Source organism: Streptomyces sp. 5K101 (assembly GCF_046506645.1).
Lineage (GTDB): Bacteria > Actinomycetota > Actinomycetes > Streptomycetales > Streptomycetaceae > Streptomyces.
This window is the reverse complement of the sequence record NZ_JBKFFO010000029.1, coordinates 25,515-39,385: the sequence shown is the minus strand read 5'-3', so window position 1 is coordinate 39,385 and position 13,871 is coordinate 25,515. Positions and strand designations below refer to the sequence as shown.

General features: G+C 73.0%; 16 protein-coding genes. 5 read left to right on the top strand and 11 right to left on the bottom strand.

From position 1 onward, the window contains the following. The first annotated feature begins 34 nt into the window (after nt 1–34). Both ACLB9X_RS31705 and ACLB9X_RS31700 read left to right on the top strand, forming a co-directional pair. A complete protein-coding gene (locus ACLB9X_RS31705; RefSeq protein ID WP_410363876.1) occupies nt 35–814 on the top strand; it encodes a hypothetical protein in 780 nt (259 codons plus the stop codon). A 271-nt stretch (nt 815–1,085) separates the two neighbouring features. Then, nucleotides 1,086–1,400, top strand: coding sequence for a hypothetical protein (locus ACLB9X_RS31700; protein WP_410363875.1), 315 nt, complete (start codon nt 1,086–1,088; stop codon nt 1,398–1,400). A gap of 63 nt (nt 1,401–1,463) precedes the next feature. Here ACLB9X_RS31700 and der read toward each other — a convergent pair whose 3' ends face one another. The 4 genes from der to ACLB9X_RS31680 form a co-directional block, all read right to left on the bottom strand. After that, nucleotides 1,464–2,912 (bottom strand): ribosome biogenesis GTPase Der, encoded by a 1,449-nt coding sequence (gene der, locus ACLB9X_RS31695; RefSeq protein ID WP_410363874.1) that lies wholly within the window; start codon nt 2,910–2,912, stop codon nt 1,464–1,466. 61 nt (nt 2,913–2,973) lie between these two features. Further along, nucleotides 2,974–3,561: a lysophospholipid acyltransferase family protein gene (locus tag ACLB9X_RS31690; protein WP_410363891.1), complete on the bottom strand. Its 588-nt coding sequence runs from the start codon at nt 3,559–3,561 to the stop codon at nt 2,974–2,976. Between the two features lie 53 nt (nt 3,562–3,614). Continuing rightward, nucleotides 3,615–4,298, bottom strand: a complete 684-nt coding sequence (cmk, locus tag ACLB9X_RS31685) for a (d)CMP kinase (RefSeq protein ID WP_410363873.1) — start codon at nt 4,296–4,298, stop codon at nt 3,615–3,617. Between the two features lie 361 nt (nt 4,299–4,659). Beyond that, nucleotides 4,660–5,745: a prephenate dehydrogenase gene (locus tag ACLB9X_RS31680; protein ID WP_410363872.1), complete on the bottom strand. Its 1,086-nt coding sequence runs from the start codon at nt 5,743–5,745 to the stop codon at nt 4,660–4,662. 157 nt (nt 5,746–5,902) lie between these two features. Here ACLB9X_RS31680 and ACLB9X_RS31675 point away from each other — a divergent pair, with 157 nt between their 5' ends. From ACLB9X_RS31675 to ACLB9X_RS31665, 3 genes are all read left to right on the top strand, one after another. Beyond that, on the top strand, nt 5,903–6,235 hold the full coding sequence (locus ACLB9X_RS31675) for a DUF952 domain-containing protein (RefSeq protein WP_410363871.1): 333 nt from the start codon (nt 5,903–5,905) through the stop codon (nt 6,233–6,235). A gap of 130 nt (nt 6,236–6,365) precedes the next feature. Continuing rightward, nucleotides 6,366–6,821: a Rieske (2Fe-2S) protein gene (locus ACLB9X_RS31670; RefSeq protein ID WP_410363870.1), complete on the top strand. Its 456-nt coding sequence runs from the start codon at nt 6,366–6,368 to the stop codon at nt 6,819–6,821. 30 nt (nt 6,822–6,851) lie between these two features. Further along, entirely contained in the window at nt 6,852–7,532 is a 681-nt protein-coding gene (locus tag ACLB9X_RS31665; RefSeq protein WP_410363869.1) for a DNA polymerase beta superfamily protein, read from the top strand. A gap of 55 nt (nt 7,533–7,587) precedes the next feature. Here the strand turns inward: ACLB9X_RS31665 and ACLB9X_RS31660 are convergent, their stop codons facing one another. The 7 genes from ACLB9X_RS31660 to ACLB9X_RS31630 form a co-directional block, all read right to left on the bottom strand. Next, entirely contained in the window at nt 7,588–8,598 is a 1,011-nt protein-coding gene (locus ACLB9X_RS31660; protein WP_410363868.1) for an ADP-ribosylglycohydrolase family protein, read from the bottom strand. Further along, the gene (locus ACLB9X_RS31655) at nt 8,595–9,314 is read right to left on the bottom strand and encodes an NUDIX hydrolase (RefSeq protein ID WP_410363867.1); all 720 of its coding nucleotides are present in this window, start codon (nt 9,312–9,314) and stop codon (nt 8,595–8,597) included. Before ACLB9X_RS31655 ends, ACLB9X_RS31660 begins: the two co-directional genes overlap by 4 nt. After that, the gene (locus ACLB9X_RS31650; RefSeq protein WP_410363866.1) at nt 9,314–10,162 is read right to left on the bottom strand and encodes a transcriptional regulator; all 849 of its coding nucleotides are present in this window, start codon (nt 10,160–10,162) and stop codon (nt 9,314–9,316) included. Before ACLB9X_RS31650 ends, ACLB9X_RS31655 begins: the two co-directional genes overlap by 1 nt. After that, nucleotides 10,159–10,812: a nicotinamide riboside transporter PnuC gene (gene pnuC / locus ACLB9X_RS31645; protein WP_410363865.1), complete on the bottom strand. Its 654-nt coding sequence runs from the start codon at nt 10,810–10,812 to the stop codon at nt 10,159–10,161. Before pnuC ends, ACLB9X_RS31650 begins: the two co-directional genes overlap by 4 nt. Nucleotides 10,813–10,965: 153 nt before the next feature. After that, nucleotides 10,966–12,069, bottom strand: a complete 1,104-nt coding sequence (locus ACLB9X_RS31640) for a pseudouridine synthase (RefSeq protein ID WP_410363864.1) — start codon at nt 12,067–12,069, stop codon at nt 10,966–10,968. Beyond that, nucleotides 12,069–12,638 (bottom strand): SMC-Scp complex subunit ScpB, encoded by a 570-nt coding sequence (gene scpB / locus ACLB9X_RS31635; protein WP_410363890.1) that lies wholly within the window; start codon nt 12,636–12,638, stop codon nt 12,069–12,071. Before scpB ends, ACLB9X_RS31640 begins: the two co-directional genes overlap by 1 nt. 32 nt (nt 12,639–12,670) lie before the next feature. Further along, on the bottom strand, nt 12,671–13,441 hold the full coding sequence (locus ACLB9X_RS31630; protein WP_410363863.1) for a segregation and condensation protein A: 771 nt from the start codon (nt 13,439–13,441) through the stop codon (nt 12,671–12,673). Nucleotides 13,442–13,871 lie beyond the last annotated feature (430 nt).

Below are 13,871 nucleotides of genomic sequence, written 5' to 3'. Positions count from 1 at the left end.
CCCGGCGCACGTGATCAAGTCCGAGGAGCCTCCCGTGCCGCGCATGCTCGACGTCAGCGAGGACGTACGCGCCGAGATCGGCGACGAAGAAGCCGACCGGCTGCTCGCCGGCCACAACGCCCCGGGCAGCTACGACTGCACCTCCTGCCGTACCCCGGGCGACTCCGAGCAGGAACGCACCAGCACGGTGCTGTTCGTCGGCGAGGAGACCGCCGTTCTCGCCTTCGCCCACGCCACCTGCATCCCCTCGCAGGTCGTCCAGGTCGCCGAGAACCAGCTCCAGGGCGCCGTCCGGTCCATCACCGGCGAGGAGCCCCGGATTCCGGGAGCGGCACCCGAGCAGGCGGTGCTCGGCGTCACCAGCGGTCTGATCCTGATCAACGGGGAGCTGCACCCCGCGCTCGTGGTCGAGCCGACCGCGCCCATCGCCCGTGCCGGCACCCCCGGCACGGCCGGGGACGAGTTCCTCCCGCTCCTCCTGGAGCAGGGCTTCCAGCCGGTCTCCGACATGAACCGGGTGCCGGGGCGGCTGCCCGGCTGGTCGGTGCTGGTCGCCATGGGGCAGCTGCACGCCGTGCTCCAGCCCGGCACGGGAGGCGGCGGCCAGGTCGCCTGGTGGCAGGCCCACCAGCCGCTCCAGGTCACGGAGGGCTGGCGTACGGCGGCCAACAAGACCCACACCGTGCTGGTGTACGCCGCGCCGGTCGGCTTCATCGGTCAGCAGCCGCGCGAGGACCTGCTGCGCGACGCCCTGGAGAAGGCCGCGGCCAACGGCCGCCTGGTGGCCGCCGCGATGCCGCTCGCGGGCACCTGACCGTTCCCCGCCGATCCCCCGGTCGGCACACCGCGCGCCGACGGCCCACGACGCACTGTGCCGTAAGCGACGCGCGGGCACGCGGACGCACGCCCGGAGAGCCTTTCGTCCCGGGCGTGCTTCCGTGTGTCCGGGCGCGGCCGCATGGGCTCTCGTCCCCCGGAAGAATGCAGCTGGTCCCAGCCCGCATCCGCAGGACTCCCGCGTCGTTGCAGGGTACGTGCACTCATACGACCCCTCCCGCCAGCCTTACCAGAGCCACATTCCCGCGATGCGCCCGGCGCGTGACGGATCGTCGGGCCACTCGGCCACGCCGATCTACGACGCGCTGTACTCGGAGTACCTGAGGTCGTTCAAGGCGCTGCCGGGTGACCGCAGCGGCGAGGAGGATCTCGGGTTCCGGGCCTTCGGGGCGACGGGACTGCACAGCACCCGGGGCGGCTTCGGCGCGTACGGCGGCTACGGCGGCCAGACGGGGCATCTCGACTCCTCGGCGCACCAGGACGATGCGCAGCCGTACCGCCAGGTCGGCCGGCACAGCGCTCAGCCCGCCGCCCTGCCGCCGGCGCCGCGCCGGGGGGAGTGACCCGGCCCGCGACACGTCGAAGGGTGCCGTTGCCTCGGCGACGGCACCCTTCGACGTGTCAGGTCACTTCTTGCGGCTGCGCTTCTCGCGCACCCGCACCGAGATGTGGATCGGCGTGCCCTCGAAGCCGAACTCCTCACGCAGGCGGCGCTCGACGAAGCGCCGGTAGCCGTGCTCCAGGAAGCCGGAGGCGAAGAGGACGAACCGGGGCGGCTTGGTGCCCGCCTGCGTACCGAACAGGATGCGGGGCTGCTTGCCGCCGCGGATCGGGTGCGGGTGGGCCGCGACGAGCTCGCCGAGGAAGGCGTTCAGCCGGCCCGTGGGGACGCGGGTCTCCCAGCCGGCGAGCGCGGTCTCGATCGCGGGGACCAGCTTCTCCATGTGGCGGCCGGTGAGGGCGGAGACGTTGACCCGCGGCGCCCAGGCGACCTGGCCGAGCTCGGTCTCGATCTCCCGCTCCAGGTAGTAGCGGCGCTCCTCGTCGAGGGTGTCCCACTTGTTGTACGCGATGACCATGGCCCGGCCCGCCTCGACGGCCATGGTGACGATGCGCTGGTCCTGAACGCTGATCGACTCGCTCGCGTCGATCAGGACGACCGCGACCTCGGCCTTCTCCACGGCGGCGGCGGTGCGCAGGGAGGCGTAGTAGTCCGCGCCCTCCTGGAGGTGGACGCGGCGGCGGATGCCGGCCGTGTCGACGAACTTCCAGGTGACGCCGCCGAGTTCGATCAGCTCGTCGACCGGGTCGCGGGTGGTGCCCGCGAGCTCGTTGACGACGACGCGCTCCTCACGCGCGACCTTGTTCAGCAGGGAGGACTTGCCCACGTTCGGGCGGCCGATCAGGGCGATGCGGCGCGGGCCGCCGACCACGGTGCCGAAGGTCTGCGCCGGGGCGTCCGGCAGGGCCTCCAGGACGGCGTCGAGCATGTCGCCCGTGCCGCGGCCGTGGAGCGCGGAGACGGGGTGCGGCTCGCCGAGACCGAGCGACCACAGGGCGGTGGCGTCGGCCTCGCCGCTCGGCCCGTCGACCTTGTTGGCGCACAGCACGACGGGCTTGCCCGCGCGGCGCAGCAGCTTGACGACGGCCTCGTCGGTGTCGGTCGCACCGACGGTGGCGTCGACGACGAAGACGACCGCGTCGGCGGCCTCGATGGCGTACTCGGCCTGGGCGGCGACGGACGCGTCGATGCCGAGGACGTCCTGCTCCCAGCCGCCGGTGTCGACGACCTTGAAGCGGCGGCCCGCCCACTCGGCCTCGTAGGTGACGCGGTCGCGGGTGACGCCGGGCTTGTCCTCGACGACCGCCTCGCGGCGGCCGATGATGCGGTTCACCAGGGTCGACTTGCCGACATTGGGGCGGCCGACGACGGCGAGGACGGGCAGCGGGCCGTGGCCCGCCTCCTCGATCGCGCCCTCGACGTCCTCGACGTCGAAGCCCTCTTCCGCGGCGAGCTCCATGAACTCCGCGTACTCGGCGTCGCCGAGCGCTCCGTGGTCGTGCTGGTCGTTCATGAAGTCCGTTCCTCGTTCGTCACTGGGCCGCGTGCTCCGCGGCCCATTACTCAAGTCTGGCCTAGCGCCCGGTCAGGCGCTTTGCGTTTTCCAGGTGGGCGGTCAGCCGCTCCTGGATGCGTACGGTGGCCTCGTCCAGCGCCTTGCGCGTACGCCGTCCACCGCTGTCCCCGGCCTCGAAGGCGTCGCCGAAGACGATGTCGACCCTGCTGCGCAGCGGCGGCAGTGCCCGTACCAACCGTCCGCGGCGCTCCGTGCTTCCCAGGACGGCGACCGGCACGATGGGCGCGGCGCTGCGGACGGCGAAGTACGCGAGGCCCGCGCGCAGTGAGGCGAAGTCGCCCTCGCCCCTGGTGCCCTCGGGGAAGATGCCGAGGACGCCGCCGTTCTCCAGGACGCCCAGCGCACCCGCGATGGCCGTGCGGTCGGGGGCCGTACGGTCCACCTTGAGCTGCCCGATCCCGGTCAGGAAGGGGTCCAGGGGGCCGACGAACGCCTCGTTCTTGATCAGGAAGTGCACGGGACGGGGGGAGGTGCCCATGAGCATCGGCCCGTCGATGTTGTGCGCGTGGTTCACCGCGAGGATGACCGGGCCGGCGGCGGGGACCCGCCAGGCGCCCAGGACGCGCGGCTTCCACAGTCCGTACATCAGGCCGATGCCGATGCGCCGTCCGACGGCCGCGCCCTTCTTGGAGGGGACGGTCACTTGGCGGCCCGCTTCTCCTCAACCAGGGTCACGACGCACTCGATGACCTGCTGGAGGGTGAGGTCGGTGGTGTCGACCTCGACCGCGTCGTCCGCCTTGGCGAGCGGGGAGGTCTTGCGGCTGGAGTCGGCCGCGTCGCGCTTGATGAGCGCCTCGCGGGTGGCGGCGACGTCGGAGCCCTTGATCTCGCCGCTGCGGCGGGCCGCCCGCGCCTCGGGCGAGGCGGTCAGGAAGATCTTCAGGTCGGCGTCGGGGAGGACGGTGGTGCCGATGTCGCGTCCCTCGACGACGATGCCCTTCTCGGCGGCGGCGGCGATGGACCGCTGCAGCTCGGTGATCCGGGTGCGCACCTCGGGCACGGCGCTCACGGCGCTGACCTTGGAGGTGACCTCCTGCGTACGAATGGGGCCGGTGGCGTCGAGGCCGTCGACGCTGATCGTCGGCCCGGCCGGGTCGGTGCCGGACTCGATGACGGGCTTGCCGGCGGCGCTGGCGATGGCGGCCGGGTCGGCGACGTCGATGCCGTTGCTGATCATCCACCAGGTGATCGCGCGGTACTGGGCGCCGGTGTCCAGGTAGCTGAGGCCCAGCGCGGAGGCGACGGCCTTGGAGGTGCTCGACTTGCCCGTGCCGGAGGGGCCATCGATGGCGACGATCACGGATTCCACGGTGTCGGACACCTTTCGGGTTCGCGGGAAGGGGGCGGCGGGACTGCCGAGGGCCCCGCCACAAGGTTACCGAGTGCCGGACAGGCTCTTTACCCGCCCGCCCGGGCGGGGGTCGGGCCGGGGCGCGGCCGACGCCCGGGCGGGGCCCGTCCCAGGCAGGACCATGTATACGGGCCGCGTCCAGGGGCCCGAGGCTCGGTCGGCCCGGGGACGGGCCGACGCACGGACGGGCTCGGGAGCGTAAAGCAGCCGCGGCCGCCCGAGTCCCCGGGCAGAAGGCGGCCGATCGGGGTGCAGGGGCCATCGGCACGGGGCCGGCACGTGGGTGTGGGGCCCGAGGGCCACGGCCCACGTGCCGGCGGCGCGCCCCGTGCTACTGGCGGAGCGCCCAGCCGCGTTCGCGGAGGGAGGCGCTCAGGGGCTGGGCCGCCGTCGGTTGGACCATCAGCTGGACGACGCCCGCCTGCTGACCCGTCGCGTGTTCGATGCGGACGTCCTCGATGTTCACGCCCACCCGGCCCGCGTCCGCGAAGATGCGGGCGAGTTCGCCGGGCTTGTCGCTGATCAGGACCGCGACGGTCTCGTACGCCGCCGGTGCCGCGCCGTGCTTGCCGGGGACGCGGGCACGGCCGGCGTTGCCGCGGCGCAGCACGTCCTCGATGCCCTGCGCACCGGTGCGCCGCTTGGACTCGTCCGCGGCCTGCAGCGCCCGCAGTGACTGGACCGTCTCGTCCAAGTCCGCGGCCACGCCGGCCAGCACGTCGGCGACCGGTCCCGGGTTCGCGGACAGGATGTCCAGCCACATCCGGGGGTCGGACGCCGCGATACGGGTCACGTCCCGGATGCCCTGGCCGCACAGCCGTACGGCGGTGTCGTCGGCCTCCTCCAGGCGGGCCGCGACCATGGACGAGATCAGCTGCGGGGTGTGCGAGACGAGGGCGACGGCGCGGTCATGGGCGTCGGCGTCCATCACGACGGGGACGGCCCGGCACAGCGCGACCAGTTCCAGCGCGAGGTTCAGCACCTCGGTGTGGGTGTCGCGGGTGGGCGTGAGCACCCAGGGGCGGCCCTCGAAGAGGTCGGCGGTGGCCGCCAGCGGGCCGGAGCGCTCCTTGCCGGACATCGGGTGCGTACCGATGTACGCCGAGAGGTCCACACCCAGCGCCTCCAGCTCGCGGCGGGGTCCGCCCTTGACGCTGGCGACGTCGAGGTAGCCGCGCGCGACGCCCGCGCGCATCGCCTCGGCGAGCGCGGTGGCCACGTGCGCGGGCGGCACCGCGACGACGGCGAGGTCCACACGCCCCTCGGGCGGCTCGTCCGTGCCCGCGCCCAGCGCGGCGGCCGTGCGGGCCTGCGCCGCGTCGTGGTCGACGAGGTGCACCTCGACGCCGCGCCCCGCGAGAGCGAGCGCGGCGGACGTGCCGATCAGTCCTGTTCCGATGACGAGCGCGGTTCTCACTGGGCCATGTCCTTGCGGTGTCCTTGCCTGGGTGACGCGGAGCGTGCTGCGGCGTCTGCGTGGGGCTGCTTCGTTCAGCCTAGTCAGCGCGCCCGCGCCGGGCCGCGACGCCCGCTGCCCGAGACACCGGGCCCGGCGCCTGCGCTACAAATGGCGCATGCTCTTTCATGTCGTGCCGGCGGACGAGTGGACCGGCGACGTGGCCGGCCCGTACGCCCCGGCCTCCCTCACCGCCGAGGGCTTCGTGCACTGTTCCGCGGACGAGTCCGCCGCGCTGGCCGTCGCGGACGGCCCGTACCGGGACGTGGCGGACCTGCTGGTGCTGGTCATCGACGAGTCCCTGCTCAGCGCCGAAGTCCGCTGGGAGGGCTCGCGGGACATGGTCTTCCCGCATGTGTACGGCCCGGTCGAGCGGGCGGCCGTGACGCAGGTGCTCGCCGTACGGCGGGACGAGGACGGCCACGCCCGGGAGCTCACCCCCTGGGACTGACGGCGCGCCCTCGGCTGGGCCGCGGGACGGACATGCCCGCGCGGTTGCTTCACCGGAGGTGCGGGGAGCGCGAGGATGCTGGTGCCCCGGTGGTCGGGGCGAGGAGCGTCCCGAACCGAGGGAGAGTGGCATGGACACGCGCAGAAGGTCGGTCCTGGCGGCGGGAGCAGCGGGGGCCGTCGCGCTGGTGACGGGCTGCGCGGACGGGGACGGGGGCGACGCACCGCAGTCCCCCGCGGAGGGGGCCGCGACCGGGAACACGAAACCGAAGGACGGCGCGCTCACGGCGTCGCCGGACGGCGAGGAGCTGGCCAGGACCGCGGACATCCCGGTCGGCGGCGGAACCGTCTTCAAGGAGCAGGAGGTCGTGGTGACGCAGCCGACAGCCGGGCAGTTCAAGGCGTTCTCCGCGATCTGCACGCATCAGCGGTGCGCGGTGGGCTCGGTCAGCGACGGCCTCATCAACTGCGCCTGCCACGGCAGCAAGTTCCGCATCGAGGACGCCTCGGTCGCGGCGGGCCCGGCGACACGGCCGCTGCCGGCGAAGCAGATCACCGTCGAGGGGGACTCCATCCTGCTGGCATGACCGCGGACACCGTGTCGTAGCCTCGCGCGCATGACTCCAGAGGCTCTCGTCCGCGATCACACGATCTACTCCTGTGTCATGGGATCGCGGGCGTTCGGACTGGCGACGGAGTCCAGCGACACCGACCGCCGCGGGGTCTTCCTGGCCCCGACCGCGCTGTACTGGCGGTTCGCCAAGCCGCCGACTCATGTCGAGGGCCCGGCGGAGGAGCAGTTCTCGTGGGAACTGGAGAGGTTCCTCGAACTGGCCCTGCGCGCCAACCCGAACATCCTGGAGTGCCTGCACTCCCCGCTCGTCGAGCACCTCGACGACACGGGTCGCGAACTGCTCTCCCTGCGCGGAGCGTTCCTGTCCTGCCGGGCGCACGAGACGTTCGTGCGGTACGCGGACGGGCAGCGCCGAAAGCTGGAGGCGGACGTACGGCAGTACGGCGCTCCCCGCTGGAAACACGCGATGCACCTCCTCCGCCTCCTCACCAGCTGCCGCGACCTGCTGCGCACGGGCCGGCTGGTGATCGACGTCGGCCCTGACCGCGACCGGCTCCTGAAGGTCAGGCGGGGCGAGGTGCCGTGGGAACGGGTCGAGTCGTGGATGACCCGCCTGTCCGACGAGGCCGACACGGCGGCCCGCACGACCCCGCTCCCACCGGAGCCGGACCGGGCACGGGTGGAGGACTTCCTGGTACGGGCCCGGAGGGCGTCAGCGGGGTGAGGCGGCGCTCGGCCCGGCAAGGGCTGCGCAGATCGGCCTGACGCACAGACCGAGGTCAGGCGTCCCAGAGCGCTCCCAGCGCCAGCAGCTCCTCTCCGTACTCGATCCGCTCCGCCCATTCCTTCGGCCACGCGTCCGCTCCCAGGTGCGCGCCCGCGAACGCGCCCGTCAGACAGGCGAGCGAGTCCGAGTCGCCCTTGGTGCAGGCGGCCCGGCGCAGGGCCGTGAGCGGGTCCTCCGGGAACATCAGGAAGCACAGCAGCGATGTCGCCAGCGCCTCTTCCGCGATCCAGCCGTCGCCGGTCGCCAGACACGGGTCCAGCTCCGGCTGGGGCGAGCGCAGCGCGGCCGCCAGCCGTTCCAGGATCTGCAGGCACTCGTCCCAGCCGCGGGCGATGAAGGCCTCGAGTGTCGGGTCGTGGGAGTACGTCCAGAGGTTGCCGAGCCAGCGCTCGTGGTAGCGGCCGCGGTTCTCGTACGCGTACGAGCGCAGGTGTCCGACCAGGCCGGTCGGCTCCGTGCCCTGGGCCAGCAGGTACACCGCGCGGGCCGTCAGGTCGCTCGCCGCGAGTGCCGTGGGGTGCCCGTGCGTGAGCCCGGACTGCAGCTGGGCGGCGCCCGCGCGCTGGTCCTCGTCGAGGCCGGGTACGAGGCCGACCGGCGCGACGCGCATGTTGGCGCCGCAGCCCTTGGAGCCGGTCTGGCTCGCCGCCTGCCAGGGGCCGTCGCCGTCTAGCTGCCGGCAGGCCACCAGGCAGGTGCGGCCGGGGGCCCTGTTGTTCTGCGGCGAGTGGTACCAGTCGACGAACTCCTCGCGCAGCGGCCGCTGGAGTCGGGCGGCGACGAGCGGCCCGTGCTCCATGGCGGTGCGCAGGGCCCGGCCGAGCGCGAGCGTCATCTGGGTGTCGTCGGTGACGACGGCGGGCTTCGGCAGGTCCATCTCCCGCCAGGGGCCGCACTTGGCCAGGATGGAGGGCACGTCGTTGAACTCGGTGGGGAAGCCCAGCGCGTCCCCGAGAGCCAGGCCGACGAGTGATCCCGTGGCGGCCCGCTTGGCGGTGGTCATGGCTGCCGTCCTTCCGGTCGCAGGAGTGGTGGGTGCAGTGCGGAGGCGGTGCCCGCCCGGTAGAGGGCGGCCGGCTTCCCCCGGCCGCCGGTGCGGCGTGGTCCGCCTTCGACGGCCTCGACGAAGCCGGGGGTGGCGAGGACCTTGCGCCGGAAGTTGGGCCGGTCGAGCGCGACGCCCCAGACCGTCTCGTACACCTGCTGCAGTTCGCCGAGGGTGAACTGCGGTGGGCAGAAGGCCGTGGCCAGGCAGGTGTACTCGAGCTTCGCGCCGATCCGGTCGTGCGCGTCGGCGAGGATGCGGTCGTGGTCGAAGGCGAGCGGCGCGGCCCGGCCGAGGGGCGCCCAGCGGGCGTGGGCGGCGTCGCCGCCGCCGCGCGGTTCGGGCAGGCCCGGTACGAGCGCGGTGAACGCGACGGAGACGACCCGCATCCGCGGGTCGCGGTCCGGTTCGCTGTAGGTGCGCAGCTGTTCCAGGTGCAGTCCGGCCGCGGTGTGCGGGGACAGGCCGGTCTCCTCGGCCAGTTCGCGGCGGGCGGCGGTCTCTGCGGACTCGTCGGGCAGCAGGAACCCCCCGGGCAGCGCCCAGGCCCCGCGGTAGGGCTCCTGCCCCCGTTCGACGAGCAGGACGTGCAACTCTCCCTCGCGGACGGTGAAGACGGCGAGGTCGACGGTGACGGCGAAGGGCGGGAAGGCGCTCGGGTCGTAGCCCTGCATCAGCGCCGCTCCGGCAGAGGGTCGGCGAGCTGCCGGCCCTCGCCGATCAGCGTGTCCACGGCGGCGACGGCCCGTGCCGGCCGCTGTTCGTGCGGTCCGGTGAGTTCGACCGTACGGCGGCCGGTGCGGGCCAGTTCCTCGCGGAAGCGGCCGGTCATCCACGAGCGCAGGTGCTCCCCGTCGCGCAGGCCGTCGTCCTCGAAGGCGACGTCCGGCCAGTCCGCTCCGGGCCGTACGGCGCGCAGTGCGGCGAGTTTGCGCTCGCTGTACTCGGGCACGCACCGGGTCCGCGCCCACACACCGCCGCGTGCCCGGTAGTGCTCGCCGAGCGCCTGCGCCATGGTCGTGGTGCCGGTCGACTCGGCGCCGAGGACGACCACACGGCGGGCGAAGGCGGCGCGCACGGGGGCTTCGAGGAAGTCCCAGCAGCCGACCGGATCCTTGCGTACGGCGGTGCCGGAGACGGGGTGGTGAACGCGGTCGGGGTCGACGCACACGGACGCGGCGCCGAAGCGGCGGCCGAGTTCGTCGCCGTACGCCTCCGAGGTGAAGACGGCGTCCACGGGCTCGGGGACGGCGGTGCGGAAGACGGTCATGTGCGCGTCCCAGACGGCGGGGTCGGAGACGTCCACCGGGATGTCGTCCACGGCTCCGACGACGCGCACATCCGGGTGCACCTCGCGCATCCGGGCGACGCGGTCCGCGAGCGGGACGCTCTCCACGGAGGCGGCGCACACGAGCACCGTGAGCCGGTCGCAGCGGCCGGCCGCGGTGCGGACGAGATGGTGGTGCCCGGCGTTCGGCGGATAGAACGTGCCGAGCACCAGTCCGTGCCGGAAGCGGCTCATGCGGTGGCCTCCGCGACCCGCTGCCGCCCGGTGCCCGCATCCCGCGACCAGTTGCGCAGGCCGATGACGCAGAGCGTCATGAAGCCGACGTACAGCAGGGCGGTCAGGTACAGCTCCTTGTAGGCGTAGAGCGGGATGTAGACGACGTCGGCCGCGATCCACAGCCACCACGACTCCAGGCGCTTGCGGCACTGGCCGTAGGTCGCCATCAGGGACAGGGCGGTGGTGAGTGCGTCCCAGAAGGGCACGGTCGAGTCGGTGGCGCGGTCGAGCAGGAGTGTCAGCGCGAGGGTCCCCACCACCCCCGCCGTGAGCAGCCACGTCCACTCGGTGCGGGTGGTGCGTCGCACCGGCAGCGTGCCGGAACCTGGTCCACCCCCGTGGGTCCAGGTCCACCAGCCGTACACGGCGAGGGTGATGAAGACGACCTGCAAGCCGGCGTCGGCGTACAGGCCCGCCTGGGAGAACAGCAGGATGAACAGCACGTTGTTGGCGATGCCGATCGGCCAGTTCGCGATGTGCTGCCGGGCGACGAGCCAGACGCAGAGGGCGCCACTGCCGAATCCCAGGAACTCGGTCGAGCTCACCGGCGTGCCGAGCACGGTGAACAGCGGCTGCTGCAACGGTTCGACGATGTCCGCGAGACTCATGCCCACCCCTTAATAGTCATGATGACTATAAAGGCCTCCGGGCGCGTCCCGCAAGACGCGGAAGAGCCCGCGACCGGGAACGGTCGCGGGCTCTTGCGGCGGTGCGCGGCTTGCGGCGGTGTGCGGTGCTACAGGCCGGCTTCCTTCAGCGGACTACAGGCCCACTTCCTTCATCAGCATGCCGACCTCGGTGTTGGTCAGACGGCGCAGCCAGCCCGACTTCTGGTCGCCGAGCGTGATCGGCCCGAAGGCGGTGCGCACGAGCTTGTCCACCGGGAAGCCCGCCTCAGCCAGCATGCGGCGCACGATGTGCTTGCGGCCCTCGTGGAGGACCACCTCGACGAGGTAGTTCTTGCCGGTCTGCTCGACGACCCGGAAGTGGTCGGCCCGGGCGTAGCCGTCCTCGAGCTGGATGCCCTCCTTGAGCCGCCGGCCGACCTCGCGGGGCAGGGGGCCCTGGATGGCGGCGAGATATGTCTTCTTCACGCCGTACTTGGGGTGGGTGAGACGGTGGGCCAGCTCGCCGTGGTTGGTGAGCAGGATGATGCCCTCGGTCTCCGTGTCGAGGCGGCCGACGTGGAACAGCCGCGTCTCACGGTTGGTCACGTAGTCGCCGAGGCACTGCCGGCCGTCCGGGTCCTCCATGGTGGAGACGACACCGGCGGGCTTGTTCAGCGCGAAGAACAGGTACGACTGGGTAGCGACGGTCAGGCCGTCGACCTTGATCTCGTCCTTCTCGGGGTCGACGCGGACGCCCTGCTCGATCACGATCTCGCCGTTGACCTCGACACGGCCCGCGTCGATCAGCTCCTCGCAGGCCCGGCGAGAGCCCATGCCGGCGCGCGCGAGCACCTTCTGCAGCCGTTCGCCCTCCTGGTCCCCGAAGGTCTTGGGGGTCTTGATCTGCGGCCGGTTCTCGTACCGCTCGCGGTTGCGCTGCTCGGCGCGGGCGTCGTACTCGCGCGAGCGCGCGGGAGCGGTGCGGCCGCCGCCGCGCTGGGGGGACTGCTTCGGGCCGCCCTTGGCGCCGCCGCGGGCCGCGCCGCCGCGGCCCTTCTTCGGGTCGTCGGAGGGCGTGCCCACGTCGTAGCGACGCTCCTCGGGACGGGGCTTGCGGGGCCGGCCCTGCTTGTCGTCGCGGTTGTTGCCCGCGCCCCGGTAGTTGCCGCGCCCACCGCTGCTGCCGCGGCCGCCGCTGTTGCCACCACGGCTCCCGCCGTTGTTTCCGCTGCTGTTCCTGCCGCTGCTGCTTCGCATCAAATTTCCGTCTTGTCGTCTGCGTCCTCACGATCCGGTGCATCCGGATCGAACGACGGGAGCCCTTCCTGCGTCTCCGCCTCGATCGCGTCCACCTCGGGGAGGAAGGGCGCGAGCTCCGGGAGCTCGTCCAGGCCGCGCAGGCCCATCCGCTCCAGGAAGTAGTTCGTCGTCCTGTACAGGATCGCACCTGTTTCGGGTTCCGTGCCCGCCTCCTCCACCAGACCCCGCTGGAGGAGGGTGCGCATGACGCCGTCGCAGTTCACCCCGCGCACCGCGGAGACCCGGGAACGGCTGACGGGCTGGCGGTACGCGACGACCGCGAGCGTCTCCAGGGCGGCCTGCGTGAGCCGGGCGTGCTGGCCGTCGAGGACGAAGCGCTCGACGGCGGCGGCGTGCGCGGGGCGGCTGTAGAACCGCCAGCCGCCCGCGACGAGCCGCAGCTCGAATCCGCGCCCCTGCACGGTGTACTCGTCCGCGAGCTCCCGCAGGGCGTCCGCGACGGCCCTGCGGGGCTGCTCCAGCACCTTGGCGAGGTGCTCCTCGGTGGCCGGCTCGTCGACGACCATGAGGACGGCCTCCAGCGCGGGCTTGAGCTCGCTCACTCCTTCTCCTCCACAACCTGGTCGAACTCGTCGGTGACGGTCACCGCCGCGGTCCCGTCGCCGGCCGCCCACGTGACCGTGAGCTCCCCGAGCGCCTCCTCCTGGTCCAGGACGAGGGCCTTCTCGCGGTACAGCTCCAGCAGCGCGAGGAAGCGCGCGACGACGGTCAGGGTGTCGTCGACGCCCTCGGTCAGCTCGCGGAAGGTGACTCGGCCGCGCTCCCTGAGGAGGGCGACGACCACCTCGGCCTGCTCGCGGACGCTGACGAGGGGCGCGTGGATGTGGTCGACGTACACCTGCGGCTTGGGCTTCGGCTGCATCGCCTTGACGGCGAGCTTCGCGAAGCCCTCGGCGCCGATGCTGATGACGACGTCGGGCAGCAGCTCGGCGTGGTGCGGCTCCAGCCCCACGGTCCGCGGGAAACGCCGGGCCTCGTCGTCGAGCCTGCGGTCGAAGATCTCGGCGATCTGCTTGTACGCGCGGTACTGGAGCAGCCGCGCGAAGAGGAGGTCCCGGGCTTCGAGCAGCGCGAGGTCGGCCTCGTCCTCCACCTCGGCGGCGGGGAGCAGGCGGGCGGCCTTGAGGTCGAGGAGCGTCGCGGCGACGACGAGGAACTCGGTGGTCTGATCGAGATCCCAGTCGGCGCCCATGGCCCGGATGTGCGCCATGAACTCGTCGGTGACCTTGGAGAGGGCGACCTCGGTGACGTCGAGCTTGTGCTTGGCGATGAGCTGCAGGAGGAGGTCGAAGGGCCCTTCGAAGTTCACCAACCGCACGGTGAACCGCCCACCCTCGCCCACGCCTACGCCCTGCGGGACGTGACCCTCCCCCGGGCTCCCACCCGGACCGGACGCCGCGCCGCCCGCGGGCTCACCCACGGAATCCGGCCCACCGGCGGGGCCGGTGAGCAGTTCGCCCGCGGCGCGCGGCGCACGCGGCTGGGGGGACGCGGGAACCGCCCCATCGGCGGCACCGGCGGGGCCGCTGGCCAGCCCCCCGGGGCCCGCCGCCGCGGGTTCACCCGCGGCGCGCGGCGCACGCGGCTGGGGGGACGCCGGATCCCCCCCATCGGCGGCACCGGCGGGGCCGCTGGCCAGCCCCCCGGGGCCCGCCGCCGCGCGTTCGGCTGCGGTGTGCGGCTGGGGGGCCGGGGGCTTGACCCCGGTTTCGGGGAGGGGCGGGGGAGGGGAAACAACC